Below are 15,148 nucleotides of genomic sequence, written 5' to 3' on the forward strand. Positions count from 1 at the left end.
CTCACCCCTTCCGCTCGGGCGCGACCGCGGCGAGCGCCTGGTCCTCATCGCCGAACACACGGTAGAGCTGGGTGAAGCCGAGGGTGTCGAAGATGGTGAAGACATTCGGCTGGAGATCGGACAGGAGGATGTCCCCCTGGTGGTCCCGGACCGTCTCGATGAGGCCCATGATGGCCCCCAGGCCGGCCGAACTGATGTAATGGAGATCCCTGCAGTTGAGGAGGATGGTGTACCGTCCGTCGCGGACCAGCCCCTCCAGGGCCTCCTCGAACTCGCGGACCGTGTGGGCGTTGATGAAACCGGCCGGAAGCAGGATCGCCACATCACCAGCCTGTCTCATCGCAATGGAAAGATCCGCCATCCGCCATCTCCAAGGAACCTGGGCCATCCTATCGGTTCCCCAGGGCAAATACCAGCAGACGGGGTTCCCACCCGAACTTGGGATACCCTGGATCCGAACCTTTCACCCGAGCCCCCCATGAGCGCCGCCCGTCCTGAGGACCAGCCCATCCACGCCGCCCTCCGTGGTCTGGTGGAAAACTGGGTGAACCAGAAGAACCAGAGCCTGCTCGAGGAGGTCATCGCCACCTGGCAGCTGGCCATGGACCGGTTCCATCCCGACGACGCCCTGATCGAGAAGCTCCGCCAGGCCATCCCGGCCCAGGCTCCGGCAGAAACAGAAGGGGGCGGAGCCATGGGATCCATGGCCGCCTTCTCCTCCGCCCTCGACCTGGTCGAAGGCGCTCCCTCCCAGAGCGACCTTCTGAAGCGCCTTCTGGACGGCCTGGAGCCCCTGGTGGAGCGCAGCGCCCTCTTCATCGTCAAGCAGGGGTTGGCCTCCCTCTACGCCCATCGGGGCTTCGAGGCGGGCGCCCCCCTGAAGCCGGGCGCCGTGGTGCCGCCCCCAGACCTGGAGTCCGTGATCCAGGGGCTGGGCCGCTCCCTGAGGAAGAAGGGCGCTGGCTACTCGGCCCTCGTCTCGGTGCTCAGTTCCTTCGAGGCCGCGGACCTGGTCGTCCTGCCCCTGCGCCACAAGCGGAAGACCGTGGCCCTGCTGCTCGTGGACAGCGGCCTGCGCCAGAAGGTCGACCACCCCGAGCTGGTCCGGGCCCTCGTGTTGGCAGCCTCGGCCGCCCTGGGAGGCCTGGCGGCCGGGAAGGATGAGCCCGCCCACGCCTTGCCTCACCCCCAGCCAGCAGTCTTGCCGCCTTCAGCCCCGCCTCCCTCGGCTCTGACGCCATCGGCCCTGCCGCCCGCTTCACCCCAGCCGCTGCCCCCCCTTCCCAGCAGCCACTCGAGCGCCCCCACGCAGATGGTGCCCGAGCCCATTGAAGCCCCCGCGGCGCTGGATCTGGACCCCAAGACCCGGGCCGCCGCCGAGCGACTGGCGCGGGTCCTGGTGGGCGACGTGGAGCTCTACTTCCCGACGAAGGTCGCCCAGGCCCAGACCCACGGCAACCTGTACGGTCTGCTCCGGGAGGAGCTCGAGCGGAGCCGCGCCACCTTCGTGGAGCGCTTCGGAGAAGATGTCGAGGCCCATCACCGGATTTTCACCAGCACGGTCGTGAGCCAGTTATGCGAAGGCGATGCCTCCAAGCTGGGGCCGGCCCCCTGGGCCTGAGATCGCCCACCATAAGAAGTGACAACGGGATCAGAGTCTGGTAGAACCTTGTTCCTTTGGGCATGGGCGAGGAACAAGTCAATGGCGGATCTCGGCAAGAAGTTCACGTGTTTCCAGTGCGCGACGAAGTTCTACGACTTCGGCAAGCCGGAGGCGGTCTGTCCCAAGTGCGGCGCGAACCAGAAAACCGCTCCCGCGAAACCGCGCGCGGTGAAGAAGGAGAAGAGCGTCCACGTCATCGAGGACGACTTCACTGCCGAGCCTGAGGCCGAGAACCTCGAAGAGGCCTTCAACGAGAGCGGCGTGCCCCTCGAGCGGGGCCGCGGCGAGGGCTTCGACCCCGGCGACCTGCGCATGGACGACTACGACGAGTAGGCCCATGAGCTGCGCTCATGGGTAGGGGAAGTGCGGGAGGGGGCGTGATTCACCCGCTCGTGGATCGGCATACGCACCTCGAAGGCGCCCTGGACCCCGCCTGGGTCCGAGGCGAAGCGGCGCGTCGCGGGCTGGCGCTGCCGGGACCGCTGGAGACCCTGTGGTCCGGCGGCACGGTGCCGTTCGAGGGGTTCATCGAGGCCTTCCTCTTCGGCGCCATGCTGCTGGACAGCCGGGAGGCCGTCCGCGAGGCGGTGCGGGCAGTGGTCCGGCGGACGCGGGCCTGTCGCGGGTCGGGCTTCGACCTCTGGGCCTCGCCCCACTTCCTCGTGGCCCACCGCGGCCAGATCAGCCTTGACGCTTTCTGGCGCGGGGTGGAGGAGGGCCTCGCCGAGGCCGCGGCCCAGGGCGTCTCGGGCTGCGTGGTGGTGGACGCCGTGAACCACTTCGGCCCCAAGCACGGCCACTCGGTCCTCGACCTGGTGCTGCCGGAACTGCCCCCCTTCGTGAAGGGCTTCTCCACGGGCGGCCTGGAGGGCAGTCCCTTCCGCGACTGGGCCCCCGTCTTCGACCGGGCCCGGGCCGCGGGCCTGCGCGTCGCCGCCCACGCGGGCGAGAACGGGCCGGGTTCGAACGTGCGCGAGGCCGTGCTGGAGGGTGGCGTGGCCCGCATCGTCCACGGCATCCGCGCCGACGACGCCACCCTGGACCTGCTGGCGGAGCGGCGCATTCCCGTCGACATGTGCCCCACCTCCAACCGGGCCCTGGCCGCCGACGTGGCGCCCCATCCCCTGCCCCGGATGCTGGCGGCTGGCGTGCGCTGCGCCCTGGGCACGGACGATCCCGGCGTGGCCCCCTGCGACCTCGGCATCGAAGCCGCCGCAGCCCGGGCCATGGGCCTGGATGCCACCGCCCTGGAGACCCTCCGCCGGAATGGCGCCGAGGATGCCTGGTGCCTCCAGGCCTGACAAACCCAGGGGTCGAAGCCAGGGGGTCTTCCCGGTAGACTATGGGATTCGGTGCGCGCCCATAGCTCAGTTGGATAGAGCATCAGGCTTCGAACCTGAGGGTCGGGCGTTCGAGTCGCTCTGGGCGCACCACCGGCAATGACAATTCGGCAACCCTGCGAGCGTGGCGGAACTGGTAGACGCACTGGATTTAGGTTCCAGCGGTTCACACCGTGTCGGTTCGAGTCCGACCGTTCGCACCACATCGCATGACCCCCGCATCACACGGAGCATCCATGTCCGCCACCCTGCATCACCAGTCCCCCACCCGCAAGGCCGTCGAAGTGACGGTGCCCGCCGCCGAGGTGAGCGCCACCTTCAACGAGGTGGTGGCGAAGATCGCGCCGAAGGTCCGCATCCCCGGTTTCCGTCCCGGCAAGGCCCCCCGGCCCGTCCTGATGCAGCGCTATGCCCGTGAGATCCAGTCCGACGTGGCCCAGCAGCTGGTGGAGAAGCACTTCTGGAAGGCCGCCCAGGAAGCCGGTGCCCTGCCCATCTCCCATCCCTCCCTGGAGAAGCTGGACCTGAAGGAGGGCGCCGACGCCGTCTTCCGGGCTCAGTTCGACGTGGCCCCCGAAGTGGCCCTGCCGGACTACAAGGCCATGGCCCTCACCAAGAAGAAGCGGGCCATCGACGAGACCACCGTGGCCGAGCACCTGGAGGGGCTCCGCCAGCGGGCCACCAAGCTCCTGCCCGTGGAGGACGGCGCCGTGGCCGAGGGCCTCGTCGCCACCTGCGATATCCGCGTGAAGCCCCAGGGCCTCAAGGCCCAGACCTACCAGGACCAGGTGCTGGAGATCGACGGCAAGCGCCCCTTCGACGCCCAGATCCTCGGCATGAAGGTCGACGAAAAGAAGGCCTTCAACCTCACCCACCCGGACGACGACACCAACAAGGTTCTCGCCGGCAAGACCCTGGCCTACGAGGTGCAGGTCAAGGACATCCGCCGCAAGGAAGTACCCGCCCTGGGCGACGACTTCGCCAAGGACATGGGCGCCTTCGAGAACCTGGAGGCCCTGAAGGCCGCGGTGAAGAAGGACCTGGAGGAGGCCTCCGAGCGCGACGCCGTGGCCCGCCTCCACGCCAACATGCTCGACACCCTGCTGGAGGCCGCGCCCTTCGAGGTGCCCCGCTCCATGGTGGCCCTGCAGCTCGATGACTACTGCCAGGAGTTCGCCCAGCACGTGGCCCGCCAGGGCATGGACCCCAAGAAGGTGAACTGGCAGGGCTACCGCCAGTACCGCCTCAACGACGCCGAGCGCGCCGTCCGCAGCGGCTACCTGCTCCAGGCCATCGGCAATGCCGAGAGCATCGAAGTGCCTGAGGCGGACATCGACACCGAGATTCGGAACTTCATGGCCGAGAACCAGGTGCAGCAGCCCTTCGAGGCCTTCAAGGCCGAGCTCGAGCGCCGCGGCAACACCACCGAGATCAAGGGTCGCCTCCGCACCGACCGCATCTTCACCCACCTGCTCGCCACCGCCAAGGTCACGGAGGAGCAGCTGGACAAGGCGGCCTTCGAGGCCCTGGTCGAGCTGGAGCGCAAGCGCGAGGCCGGCCTGCCCGTGAACCGCTTCGATGCCGGCGGCCTGGAGGGCGGCGACCTGGAGGGCCAGGAGGGCGGCGAGCCCGCCGCCGTGGCCCCCGCTGGCCACGTCCACGGCCCCGACTGCGACCACGACCATGATCACGGTCACGAGCATGGCCACGAGGAGGAGGCGGCTCCTGCCAAGAAGCCCGCGGTCAAGAAGGCCAAGGCTGAGCCCGAGCCCGAGGCCGAGGAGAAGCCCAAGAAGGCCGCGAAGAAGGACGAGCCCGCCGCTGAGAAGCCCAAGAAGGCCGCGGCCAAGAAGGACGAGCCCGCCGAGGACAAGCCCAAGGCCAAGAAGCCCGCGGCCAAGAAATAGCGGTCTGCGCAGACCACCCAGAGAAGGCGCCCCATGGCGCCTTCTTGCTATCCTGATGAGCCAGCCGGAGGGCCCATGCCCAGCAGCTACTATCCCCCCATCGTCATCGAGCAGACGCCGCGCGGCGAGCGCAGCTACGACATCTATTCGCGCCTGCTGAAGGACAACATCATCTTCCTGGGCACGGCCATCGACGACAACGTGGCCAACGCCATCGTGGCCCAGATGCTCTTCCTCGAGAGCGAGGACCCGGACAAGGACATCCAGATCTACATCAACAGCCCCGGTGGGAGCGTCACCGCGGGCCTGGCCATCTACGACACCATGCAGTTCGTGAAGAACGACATCGTCACCTACTGCATCGGCCAGTGCGCCTCCATGGGCGCCCACCTGCTGGCGGCGGGCACCAAGGGCAAGCGCTTCGCCCTGCCCAACGCCCGCATCATGATCCACCAGCCCAGCGGTGGCGCCCAGGGCCAAGCCACCGAGATCGAGATCACCTTCAAGGAGATCCAGCGCCTGAAGGAAAACCTGGCCGCCACCTTCGCCAAGCACACGAACCAGCCCCTGAAGAAGGTCATGAAGGACATGGACCGCGACTTCTTCATGGGTGCCGAGGAGGCGCTGGAATACGGCATCGTCGACAAGGTCCTCTCCGAACGGCCCGCCTGATGAACACCAGCCTTTCCGCCCTTCCCGCCTTCGAACACCTGGCGCGGATCCCGCTCTACGTCCCCGGCAAGCCCATCCAGGAGGTCCAGCGCGAGCTGGGTCTCACTTCCATCGTCAAGCTGGCCTCCAACGAGAACCCCTGGGGCCCCACCGACGCCGTGAAGGCCCGCGTGGCCGCAGTCATCTCCGGCTCCGAGTTCGAGGGCCTGGGCCTCTATCCCGTGAGCGACGGCTACTATCTCCGCCAGCGCATCGCCGAGCGCAAGGGCCTGGCCCTCGACCGCGTGGTGCTGGGCAACGGCAGCAGCGAGATCCTGGAGATGGTGGCCAAGGCCGCCTTCCTGGACGGCGGCAGCTCCGTCATCCCGAAGCACAGCTTCGCCATCTACGGCATCGCCACCCAGACGGCCGGCGGCCGCGTCATCGAGTCCCGGGCCTCGGCCACGGAGCTCGACGCCGACGACATCCTGCGCTCGGTGGCGGCGGACACCCGCCTCGTCTACCTGGGTAATCCCAACAACCCCACGGGCATCCGCCTGGAGAGGTCCGAGCTGGAACGCCTGGTGCGCGAGCTTCGGGAGGACATCGTCCTCGTGGTGGACCAGGCCTACGCCGAGTACGAGGATCCCGCCACGTACCCGGATGCCGCGGCCTACCTGGACCAGCGCCCGAACCTGCTGGTCCTCCACACCTTCTCCAAGATCCACGCCCTGGCCGGGCTGCGCATCGGCTACGGCCTCGGGTCCACGGAGATGATGGGCTTCCTGGAGCGGGTCCGCAGCCCCTTCAACACCAACCACCTGGCCCAGGCCGCCGCGGAAGTGGCGGTGCAGGACCTGGCCTTCGAAGCCTTCTCCCGCCAGAAGAACACCGAGGCTCGCGCGGCCTTCGTGGCGGAGGCCGCGAAGTACCGCTGCCAGACCTCGGGCACTTCGGGCAACTTCATCCTCCTGGAGGCGGCCTTCCCGGCCGCCGAGCTGTTCAAGGAACTGCTCCAGCGCGGCGTGATCGTGCGGCCCATGCAGGGCTACGGCCTGCCCAACCACATCCGCGTGACCTTCGGGAAGCCCGAGGAGATGGAGGCCTTCTGGAAGGCCGCCGGGCCGCTGCTCGACGGCGGCTGCTGATTGGGACGGGTTCCGGACGAGATTGAGAGGCTACGCGCCCTGCTCGCGCAGGGCGCGCACGTAGAGTGCAGGGAAGGTCTAGTCCGGTTGCGCGGCCGCTACCGGACCGAGCCCGGGGCCTTCGATGGAGCCGCCATCGCGGCTCTCAAGACCCTGGCCGCGGAGCTGGAGGCCCCGCCGGATCTGGAGTCCGCTCTCAAGGCCACCTTCGGCTACGCCTCCTTCCGGCCCGGGCAGCGGACCATCATCGAGGCGGTGATGGCGGGTCGGGACGTGGTGGGCATCATGCCCACGGGCGCCGGCAAGTCCCTCACCTTCCAGCTGCCCGCGCGGCTGCTGGGCGGTGTGACGCTGGTGGTATCGCCCCTCATCGCCCTCATGAAGGACCAGGTGGATGCGCTGACCGAGGCCGGGCTCCGGGCCACCTTCCTCAACTCCAGCCTCGACGCGGAGGCCCGCCGCGAGCGCATCCGCGCTCTCAAGAACGGCGAGCTGGAGCTGGTGTACGCGGCGCCCGAAGGCCTCGAGCTCTACCTCGCGGACCTGCTGCGCGAGGTGGACCTGCGCCTCATCGCCGTGGACGAGGCCCACTGCATCAGCCACTGGGGCCACGACTTCCGCCCCGCCTACCGCACCCTGGCCGGCCTCAAGCGGCGCTTCCCAGGCGTGCCCGTCCTGGCCCTCACGGCCACAGCCACCCCCGAGGTACGCCGCGACATCGCGGAGCAGCTGGAGATGCGGAAGCCCGTCGAAGTGCAGGGCTCCTTCTTCCGCCCCAACCTGCGCATCAGCGCCTACCGCAAGGGCGCCGAGGGGCTGCCGCCGGTGCGCGAGGCCCTGCTGCGGCTCGTGCTGGCGCGGCGCGGCGAGAGCGGCATCATCTATTGCCTGTCGCGCAAAGCCGTGGAGGCCACGGCGGCCTTCCTGCGCGACGAGGGCGTCCGCGCCGCCGCCTACCACGCGGGCATGGACGCCGCGGCGCGCTCCGCGGCCCAGGAGGCCTTCCAGCGGGACGACGTGGATGTCATCGTCGCCACGGTGGCCTTCGGCATGGGCATCGACAAGAGCAACATCCGCTACGTCATCCACCGCGACATGCCGAAAAGCGTGGAAGGCTGGTACCAGGAGATCGGCCGCGCGGGCCGCGATGGCGCTGACGCGGACTGCGTCATGTTCTACGGCTGGGGCGACGTGCTCAGCTACGACCGGTTCACGGACGGCCTGGAGGCGAACCTGGCCCAGGCGCAGCAGCGGCAGACCCGGGACCTCTTCCGCCTGGCGGATGCCACGCGCTGCCGCCACCAGGCCCTGCTGGCCCACTTCGGGGAGCGCATGGAGCCCTGCGGGACGTCCTGCGATGTCTGCTCCGGCGCGGACCCTATGGAAGCCGCGCCGAAGCCCGGCAAGGCCAAGCGCGGCTCGCCGCGCGGCACGCGCCCGGCCCTGCCCGAAGGACCGGTGGACGGCGAAGAGGCGCTCTACCGGGACTTGAAGATCCTCCGGAAACGGCTGGCCGATGCGAAGGGCGTGCCCGCCTACGTGATCTTCAGCGACGCCACCCTCCAGCAGATGGCCCGCTTCCAGCCCGCCACTGAGGCGGAATTCCTGGCCCTGAGCGGCGTCGGGCCGAAAAAGCTCCAGCAGTACGGCGAGACCTTCCTCCACCTGCTGCGCGAAAAGATGATCTAATGGTAACTTTCCAGTAGCCTGGGCCTCTGTCACAACCTGGAACGGCCCCTGTTGATATCAAAGGAGATAAGGCCTCCTTGGCTGCGCCCTGTCTTGCGGCTGACCCCGGAGGAATTTAGGGTGGAACGAGGCATTGCCCACTCGGGTGTCATTTGTCTTTTCCCCCACGTCGCGGAGGTGGATCCATGAGCTTGAAAGAACGCATCAGAGACCTCGCCAGGCTCTGCTTCCAGCTGGGGAACAACTGGATCACCCTGCTGGGCGTGGCCCTGACGACCAGCTCGGCCTTCACGCTCGTCTGGTTCTGGTTCATGGAGCTGACCAGCCCCCGGGCCGTCCACCCCTACGTCGGCATCCTGCTGTTCCTCGCCCTTCCCGCCATCTTCCTCGTGGGCCTGGTCCTCATCCCCGTGGGCATCCTCCGGGTGCGCCGCCAGCGCCGCCTGTCGGGCGAGGCTCCCACGCCTCTCCAGAAGGTGGACTTCACCCAGCCCGGCATCCGCCGCCTGCTGCTGGTGGTGGGCGCCCTCACCTTCATCAACGTCGGCATTCTCGGCACCGCGGGCCTCAAGGGCGTGGAGTACATGGACTCCAACCGCTTCTGCGGCCTCACCTGCCACACAGTGATGAGCCCCGAGTACACCGCCTTCCTGAACTCGCCCCACTCCCGCGTAGGCTGCGCCCAGTGCCACATCGGCCACGGCGCCCCCGCCCTGGTGCGCGCCAAGATCTCTGGCACCCGCCAGCTCTTCGCGGTGGCCTTCGGCACCTACTCGCGCCCCATCCCGAGCCCGGTCGAACACCTGCGCCCCGCCCGCGAGACCTGCGAGCAGTGCCACTGGCCCCAGAAGTTCACCGACGACAAGCTGCTGATCCGCACCAAGTACGCCGATGACGAGGCCAACACCCCCTCCACCAGCATCCTCCTGCTGAAGATCGGCGGGCACACGCCGAACGGCACCACGGGCATCCACGGCCGCCACCTCGACGCCATGGAGCGCATCAGCTACATCAGCACGGACCACCGCCGCCAGGAGATCCCCAAGGTTACCTACCGCGACGATAACGGCCAGCTCGTGGAGTACGTCACCGACGACTTCAAGAAGCTGACCCCCGAGCAGCTCGCGAAAGCCACCGAGCGCAAGATGGACTGCATCGACTGCCACAACCGGCCCACCCACACCTTCGAGCTGCCCGATCGCGCCGTGGACAAGTCCATGACCAAGGGCCTCATCGCCACGGACCTGCCCTACATCAAGAAGAAGGCGGTGGAGCTGCTGAAGGTCGAATACGCCAGCCAGCAGGAGGCCGGCTCGAAGATCGTCCTCGGCATCAACGAGTTCTACCGCACCACCTACCCGGACGTGTTCAAGCACAAGCGGGCCCAGGTGGACGCGGCCGCCGAGGCCGTGAAGGCCATCTACATGCGCAACGTGTTCCCCGAGATGAAGCTCACCTGGGGCACGCACCCGAACAACATCGGGCATGAGGAATCCGTGGGCTGCTTCCGCTGCCACGACGGCAGCCACACCGCCGCCGACGGCCGCACCATCAAGGGCGACTGCGACACCTGCCACACGCTCCTGGCGCAAGACGAGAAGGATCCCAAGGTCCTCAAGGACCTCGGCATGAAGTGATGGAATGACCGGGAGCGGTCCCGCAGAATGAAGGCATGACCGCTTCCGCCCTTCCCCTGATCGCGATCGACGGCCCGTCTGGCGTGGGAAAATCCACCACAGCCCGACGGGCCGCCGCGCGTCTTGGCTGGCAGTACCTCGACACCGGCGCCATGTACCGCGCCGCCGCCCTGGCCGTGCTCCGCGCAGGCCTGTCCCTGGCGGACCGCCCCGGGCTGGAACGCCTCCTGGCGGGCCTGGACCTCGCCCAGGAGGGCACGCGCATCTTCCTCGCCGGCGAGGACGTCAGCGAAGCCATCCGCAGCCAGGAGGTCACGCGCGGCGTCACGCCCGTGAGCGCGGATGCCCGCGTGCGGGAAGTGCTCGTCGAGCAGCAGCGGCGCATCGGCGCCTCCGGCCGCTGGGTGGTGGATGGCCGCGACATCGGCACGGTGGTCTTCCCCCATGCCTGCTGCAAGATCTTCCTCACGGCCAGCCCCGAGGCCCGCGCCCGGCGGCGCTTCCTCGAGCTCGAGGCCAAGGGCCAGGCTCCAGCGTTCGAGAACGTGCTCGCCGATCAGCGCCGCCGCGATGAGGCCGACAGCACCCGCGCCGTGGCGCCCCTGCGCAAGGCCGCGGACGCCGTGGAGCTGGATTCCAGCGCCATGACCCTCGACCAGGTGGTGGACTGGATCGTGGCAAGGCATTTGGCGCATCCGTGATGCCCCTCCTGGAACCGCTAGCCGAAGCCTGGGAGGCCGAGTGGCAGCCCGTGGGAACCGCCGCCCTGGCCGGCGTCTCCCTGGGTTTCCTCCTGCTCGCCGTTCTCGCGATCCGCGCCGACCAGGGCTGGATCCCGCTGCTGGACGGCGTGAATCTGGTGTTCCACGAAGCCGGCCACCCCATCTTCGGCCTCCTGGGCTGGGAGGTCCTGACCATCCTCGGCGGGACCTTCATGCAGCTCCTGGTGCCCCTGCTCGCGCTCGGGGCCTTCTGGCTGCGCCGGGATGCGGTGGGCACCTCGGTCACAGGCATCTGGGCGTTCGAGAACCTCCTGAACATCGCGCGCTATGTGGCGGACGCCCGCGCGCAGGTCCTCCCGCTCGTGGGTGGAGGCGAGCACGACTGGGCCACGCTGCTGGGGCGCTGGGGCCTGCTGGCCCAGGACACCACGCTGGCCCACGGGCTCCAGAGCCTGGGCTGGCTGGGCATGGTGGCCTGCTGGGCCTGGCTGGCCTGGCGGTGGCACCGGAGCCGGTCGGAACAGGCCTAGGAGCGCACCCCTTCATCCCTTCCCACCTCAGAAAAACGGGCGCCTCCCGGCGCCCGTTTTTCTGAACCATGCAGAAACCAGGTCAGTAGCCCTCGCCCTCCGCCGCCGCCTTCACCTTCCCCCGATGGAAGCGGAAGAGGAAGGTGAGGTAGCCGATGGCGATGGGGAAGCCGATGAGCCACCAGACCAGGCCCGCACGAAGGCCGTGGGCGCCCACGCTGGCGTTGAGGGCCGTCAGGTCGAACTGGGGGTCGAGGGTGGATCTCAGCATCACCGGGTAGACGCAGGCCGCGCTGGCCGCTAGGAGGCCGAGGATGAAGGCTCCGGAACCCAGGAAGGCCAGGAGGAATCGCTCCCGCTTGAGGCCCACGAACACCAGGCCCAGGCCCGCGAGGAAGATCAGGGAGGCCACCCAGCCCAGCGGGGCCTGGGGGAGGCGGTGGAAGATGCCGGGGTTCACGGCCGAGGTGGCGTAGCTGGCCACGATCCACAGGACCAGCACGGCGCCCCAGAGCTTCATGCCGAGTCCCTTGGCGCGGTCGTGCACGGCGCCCTCCGTCTTCCAGGCCAGGAACAGAGCGCCATGGCCGGCCACGGTCACCAGGGCGAACACCCCGATGAGGACGGTGTACCAGTCGAGGATGCCGGGCTGGGGGCCCTGGCGGAAGTTGGTCCAGAGCGCCATCTCGAAGTAGCCGCTCCCGTCCACGGGCACGCCCCGCAGGACATTGCCCAGGGCCGCGCCGAACAGGATGGGGAGCAGCACGCTGGAGAACGCGAAGGCCCCGTCCCAGAAGTGGCGCCAGAGCCCGTCCTCCAGATGGGAACGGAACTCGATGGAGATGCCGCGGGCCATCAGGCACCAGACCACCAGCCAGATGGCGAGGTAGAAGCCCGAGAAGCCCGAGGCCAGCACCTTGGGGAAGGCCAGGAACATGGAGCCTCCACCCGCCAGCAGCCAGACCTCGTTGCCGTCCCACAGGGGGCCGATGGCGCCCAGCACCTCGCGGCGCTCCTCATTGGTCTTGGCCACCACCAGGTGCAGGATGCCGGCGCCGAAGTCGAAGCCGTCCATCACCACGTAGATCGCGACCATCACGGAGACGAGCCAGAACCAGAGCATTTCCATGGCAGCCTCCTAGGCCTTCTGGGAGTGGGAGACGGGGCCGTGGGCGATCTCCCGGCCGATGAGGAAGAGCCACAGGACACTCAGCACCACGAAGATGCCGGCGAACCCGAGCGTCGTGAACGCGGTGTGGCCCGCGTTCACCGTGGGGGAACCCCCGTGGAGCGTGCGCAGCAGGCCGTAGATGAGCCAGGGCTGACGGCCGAACTCGGCCACCGCCCAGCCCGCGGCCGTGGCGATGTACGGGAAGGGGAAGGCCAGCATCAGCACCCAGAGCATGGGACGCGCCGTGTCGAGGCGGCTCTTCCAGAGCAGCAGAGCGGCCAGGCCCATGATCGCGATCATGATCGTGCCCAGGCCCGCCATGATGTGGAAGCTGTAGTAGAGCAGCTCGATGTTCTGCGGCCACTGATCCTCGGGGAATTCCAGCAGACCCTTCACGTTGCTGGAGAAGCTGCCGTAAGCGATGAAGCTCAGCACGGCGGGCAGCTGGATGGGATTCTCGATGCGCCGCTGGGCCACGTTTGGCTGGCCCACCAGGGTGAGGTTGGCGCGGGGGCCACTCTCGAAGCGGCCCTCCATGGCTGCCAGCGTGATGGGCTGGTACTTGGCCACGAGCTTGCCGGAGATGTCCCCCGTGGGGAACGCCACGAGCACGCTGAAGACCAGGCCCATGATCGTGCCCGCCCGCAGGTTCAGCCGGGCCTGCACCGGATGGATGCCCTTGAGGGTCCAGTAGGCGCCGATGGCCGCCACCACGAAGGAAGCCGTCACCACGGAGGCGATCATGTTGTGGGCGTACTGGCCCAGCGCCCAGGGGTTGAGCACGAAGGCCCAGAAGCTGGCCAGCTGGAGGCTACCGTCGGCGGCATGGGTGTAGCCCACGGGATGCTGCATGAACGCGTTGGTGGCGATGATGAAGTAGCCCGAGAGCCAGCTGCCGATCCACAGCGCCAGGGCGGCCCCGAAGTGACCCTTCGGCGAGAGCCTCTTCTCGCCCCAGATCAGCATCCCCAGGAAGCTGCTCTCCAGGAAGAAGGCGAACATGCCTTCCATGCCCAGGGTCTGGCCGATGATGCCGCCGGAGAAGCGCGAGAAGGCGGCCCAGTTCGTGCCGAACTGGAACTCCAGCGGAATGCCGGTCACCACGCCCACGGCGAAGTTGATGCCGAAGATCTTGATCCAGAAGCGGGCCGCATCGTTGTAGCGCGCCTCGCCGGTGCGGAGGCCCATGGCCTTCAGCACGACGATCACGAGGGCGAGGCCCATTGTCAGCTGCGGGAACAGGTAGTGGTAGGTCGCCGTGAAGCCGAACTGCAGCCTGTGCCAGAAAAGCGGATCACCCATGGTTTCTCCCGGAATGAATGGCCTGCGACGCCTCTGGATCCCTGATGCGCGGCCAGTATCCCACGCCGGCGCGGGAGGGGCTCACCCAAAGAGCTGAAACCAAACGGGAAACCGTAGGTGACGGAAATCACATTGTTATCAATAGTCTTGAATCGTTATTTAGTCATATTCTATTTGCATCCCAGCACTGGACCGTTCGCGGTTCCGGAAAGCTCAGGGGTAGGGGAGGCGGGCCCGGGGTGGGCCCGCCGTTTTTATGGTCGATCTTCCGCGCCGGCTTCGACCGCCGGTCAGCCCTCGACCACGATCTCCGACGTGATGGGCACGGCCGGGCGCAGCATGGCGGAGACCCCGCAGTAGGTCTCCTCGGACAGCTTCACGGCACGCTCCAGCTTGTCCATGGGCAGGTCCCTTCCCCGGAACACATAGCGCACGTGGATGCTGGTGAAGATCCGGGGATGTTCCTCCCGGGCCTCGGCGCTCACCTGCACCTCGAGGCCGTCCAGCTTCACGCGCATCTTCTCGAGGATGCTCACCACGTCGATGGCGGTGCATCCGCCGAGCCCCGCCAGGATGAGCCCCTTGGGCCGGGGCCCCTTGGTGAGCGCCCCGGCACCGGCCGGCACGTCGATGTGGTACTGGTGGCCTTCCTGGTCCACCTGGAACGTCAGACCCGATTCCCAGCGGACATGGGCTTCCATGGAAGTTCCTTTCAGGGGAGGAAGGTGGCGATGCGGCGCCAGGAGCCGAGGTTGTGGACCTCCTTGAAGCCCTTGCGATTGAGGATGGAGGCGGCGAACCCGCTCCGGCTGCCGCTCTCGCAGCAGAGCAGCACCGGGCGCGCGGGGTCCAGTTCCTTCGCGCGCTGGTCCAGCTGGTCCGCGGGAATGTTGATGGCCTTCGGGTGCGAGGCGGTGCGGAACTCGCCCGTGGTGCGGACGTCCACGATCTGGGCCCCCCGCTCCAGCAGGGCCTTCACATCCGCCGCCGAGGCGGAGCGACGGCTCCACAGCAGGTAGCCGATGGCGGCCACCGGGATGAGGTAGATCCAGTACTCGGCCATCAGGCACCCGCCTGCTGCAGGGCCGCCAGGAGCGCGTGCGCGGACTGGACGCCCACCATGCGGCTCTGGATGCGGCCGTCCTTGAGGACCACCAGCGTGGGGATGCTCTGGACGCCGAACTGGCCGGCCAGCAGCGGCTCCTCGTCCACGTTGACCTTCGCCACGAGGGCCTTCGCGCCCGCGGTCCTGGCGACCTCGTCGAGGATAGGACCCTGCATGCGGCAAGGACCGCACCAGGGAGCCCAGAAGTCGATGAGCACCGGGTTCTGGTGGGACGATACCTTGTGGAAGGCCTCGGTGGTGAGATGGATGACGTCGGACATGG

16 protein-coding genes and 2 tRNA genes are annotated in these 15,148 nt (G+C 68.1%); 12 read left to right on the forward strand and 6 right to left on the reverse strand.

Annotated features, from left to right (window positions below):
• Position 1: 1 nt before the first annotated feature.
• Positions 2–388, reverse strand: coding sequence for an STAS domain-containing protein (locus MLE64_RS06915; protein ID WP_341482265.1), 387 nt, complete (start codon positions 386–388; stop codon positions 2–4).
• 90 nt (positions 389–478) lie between these two features.
• On the opposite strand from MLE64_RS06915, the gene MLE64_RS06920 reads away from it, so the two are divergent.
• From MLE64_RS06920 to MLE64_RS06975, 12 genes are all read left to right on the forward strand, one after another.
• Entirely contained in the window at positions 479–1,621 is a 1,143-nt protein-coding gene (locus MLE64_RS06920; protein WP_243317035.1) for a hypothetical protein, read from the forward strand.
• Between the two features lie 81 nt (positions 1,622–1,702).
• Positions 1,703–1,996 (forward strand): FYDLN acid domain-containing protein, encoded by a 294-nt coding sequence (locus MLE64_RS06925; protein ID WP_243317036.1) that lies wholly within the window; start codon positions 1,703–1,705, stop codon positions 1,994–1,996.
• Between the two features lie 44 nt (positions 1,997–2,040).
• Positions 2,041–2,964, forward strand: a complete 924-nt coding sequence (locus MLE64_RS06930) for an adenosine deaminase family protein (protein ID WP_243317037.1) — start codon at positions 2,041–2,043, stop codon at positions 2,962–2,964.
• 55 nt (positions 2,965–3,019) lie between these two features.
• A tRNA-Arg gene (locus MLE64_RS06935) sits at positions 3,020–3,096 on the forward strand.
• A gap of 25 nt (positions 3,097–3,121) precedes the next feature.
• Positions 3,122–3,206, forward strand: a tRNA-Leu gene (locus MLE64_RS06940).
• Between the two features lie 33 nt (positions 3,207–3,239).
• Entirely contained in the window at positions 3,240–4,910 is a 1,671-nt protein-coding gene (tig, locus tag MLE64_RS06945) for a trigger factor (RefSeq protein WP_243317038.1), read from the forward strand.
• A gap of 75 nt (positions 4,911–4,985) precedes the next feature.
• Positions 4,986–5,582, forward strand: a complete 597-nt coding sequence (gene clpP / locus MLE64_RS06950; RefSeq protein WP_243317039.1) for an ATP-dependent Clp endopeptidase proteolytic subunit ClpP — start codon at positions 4,986–4,988, stop codon at positions 5,580–5,582.
• Positions 5,582–6,709, forward strand: coding sequence for a histidinol-phosphate transaminase (gene hisC, locus MLE64_RS06955; RefSeq protein ID WP_243317040.1), 1,128 nt, complete (start codon positions 5,582–5,584; stop codon positions 6,707–6,709). Before clpP ends, hisC begins: the two co-directional genes overlap by 1 nt.
• Before the next feature lie 87 nt (positions 6,710–6,796).
• Positions 6,797–8,398 carry a RecQ family ATP-dependent DNA helicase gene (locus tag MLE64_RS06960; protein WP_243317041.1) on the forward strand — a complete coding sequence of 534 codons (1,602 nt, stop codon included), beginning with the start codon at positions 6,797–6,799 and terminating at the stop codon, positions 8,396–8,398.
• Between the two features lie 185 nt (positions 8,399–8,583).
• Entirely contained in the window at positions 8,584–10,035 is a 1,452-nt protein-coding gene (locus MLE64_RS06965; protein ID WP_243317042.1) for a NapC/NirT family cytochrome c, read from the forward strand.
• Positions 10,036–10,070: 35 nt separating this feature from the next.
• Positions 10,071–10,736: a (d)CMP kinase gene (cmk, locus tag MLE64_RS06970; RefSeq protein WP_243317043.1), complete on the forward strand. Its 666-nt coding sequence runs from the start codon at positions 10,071–10,073 to the stop codon at positions 10,734–10,736.
• The gene (locus MLE64_RS06975) at positions 10,736–11,287 is read left to right on the forward strand and encodes a hypothetical protein (protein WP_243317044.1); all 552 of its coding nucleotides are present in this window, start codon (positions 10,736–10,738) and stop codon (positions 11,285–11,287) included. Before cmk ends, MLE64_RS06975 begins: the two co-directional genes overlap by 1 nt.
• A gap of 82 nt (positions 11,288–11,369) precedes the next feature.
• On the opposite strand, the gene cydB is transcribed toward MLE64_RS06975, so the two are convergent.
• From cydB to trxA, 5 genes are all read right to left on the reverse strand, one after another.
• On the reverse strand, positions 11,370–12,416 hold the full coding sequence (gene cydB / locus MLE64_RS06980) for a cytochrome d ubiquinol oxidase subunit II (RefSeq protein WP_243317045.1): 1,047 nt from the start codon (positions 12,414–12,416) through the stop codon (positions 11,370–11,372).
• 9 nt (positions 12,417–12,425) lie between these two features.
• Complete coding sequence (locus MLE64_RS06985; protein WP_243317047.1) at positions 12,426–13,760, reverse strand: cytochrome ubiquinol oxidase subunit I; 1,335 nt, start codon at positions 13,758–13,760, stop codon at positions 12,426–12,428.
• Between the two features lie 290 nt (positions 13,761–14,050).
• Positions 14,051–14,461 carry an OsmC family protein gene (locus MLE64_RS06990; RefSeq protein WP_243317048.1) on the reverse strand — a complete coding sequence of 137 codons (411 nt, stop codon included), beginning with the start codon at positions 14,459–14,461 and terminating at the stop codon, positions 14,051–14,053.
• An 11-nt stretch (positions 14,462–14,472) separates the two neighbouring features.
• Positions 14,473–14,823, reverse strand: coding sequence for a rhodanese-like domain-containing protein (locus MLE64_RS06995; RefSeq protein WP_243317049.1), 351 nt, complete (start codon positions 14,821–14,823; stop codon positions 14,473–14,475).
• On the reverse strand, positions 14,823–15,146 hold the full coding sequence (trxA, locus tag MLE64_RS07000; RefSeq protein WP_243317050.1) for a thioredoxin: 324 nt from the start codon (positions 15,144–15,146) through the stop codon (positions 14,823–14,825). The genes MLE64_RS06995 and trxA overlap by 1 nt, the downstream gene beginning before the upstream one ends.
• Positions 15,147–15,148 lie beyond the last annotated feature (2 nt).

Origin of the sequence: Geothrix paludis, assembly GCF_022808815.1 — a bacterium.
Classification (GTDB): Bacteria; Acidobacteriota; Holophagae; order Holophagales; family Holophagaceae; genus Geothrix; species Geothrix paludis.

Excerpts from the sequence above, each read along its gene's own strand:
- MLE64_RS06965 (WP_243317042.1), top strand. The coding sequence starts at position 8,584 with ATGAGCTTGAAAGAACGCATCAGAGACCTCGCCAGGCTCTGCTTCCAG.
- MLE64_RS06915 (WP_341482265.1), bottom strand. The coding sequence starts at position 388 with ATGGCCCAGGTTCCTTGGAGATGGCGGATGGCGGATCTTTCCATTGCG.
- MLE64_RS06995 (WP_243317049.1), bottom strand. The coding sequence starts at position 14,823 with ATGGCCGAGTACTGGATCTACCTCATCCCGGTGGCCGCCATCGGCTAC.
- MLE64_RS06925 (WP_243317036.1), top strand. The coding sequence starts at position 1,703 with ATGGCGGATCTCGGCAAGAAGTTCACGTGTTTCCAGTGCGCGACGAAG.
- cmk (WP_243317043.1), top strand. The coding sequence starts at position 10,071 with ATGACCGCTTCCGCCCTTCCCCTGATCGCGATCGACGGCCCGTCTGGC.
- trxA (WP_243317050.1), bottom strand. The coding sequence starts at position 15,146 with ATGTCCGACGTCATCCATCTCACCACCGAGGCCTTCCACAAGGTATCG.
- clpP (WP_243317039.1), top strand. The coding sequence starts at position 4,986 with ATGCCCAGCAGCTACTATCCCCCCATCGTCATCGAGCAGACGCCGCGC.
- tig (WP_243317038.1), top strand. The coding sequence starts at position 3,240 with ATGTCCGCCACCCTGCATCACCAGTCCCCCACCCGCAAGGCCGTCGAA.
- MLE64_RS06975 (WP_243317044.1), top strand. The coding sequence starts at position 10,736 with ATGCCCCTCCTGGAACCGCTAGCCGAAGCCTGGGAGGCCGAGTGGCAG.
- hisC (WP_243317040.1), top strand. The coding sequence starts at position 5,582 with ATGAACACCAGCCTTTCCGCCCTTCCCGCCTTCGAACACCTGGCGCGG.
- MLE64_RS06990 (WP_243317048.1), bottom strand. The coding sequence starts at position 14,461 with ATGGAAGCCCATGTCCGCTGGGAATCGGGTCTGACGTTCCAGGTGGAC.
- cydB (WP_243317045.1), bottom strand. The coding sequence starts at position 12,416 with ATGGAAATGCTCTGGTTCTGGCTCGTCTCCGTGATGGTCGCGATCTAC.
- MLE64_RS06920 (WP_243317035.1), top strand. The coding sequence starts at position 479 with ATGAGCGCCGCCCGTCCTGAGGACCAGCCCATCCACGCCGCCCTCCGT.
- MLE64_RS06985 (WP_243317047.1), bottom strand. The coding sequence starts at position 13,760 with ATGGGTGATCCGCTTTTCTGGCACAGGCTGCAGTTCGGCTTCACGGCG.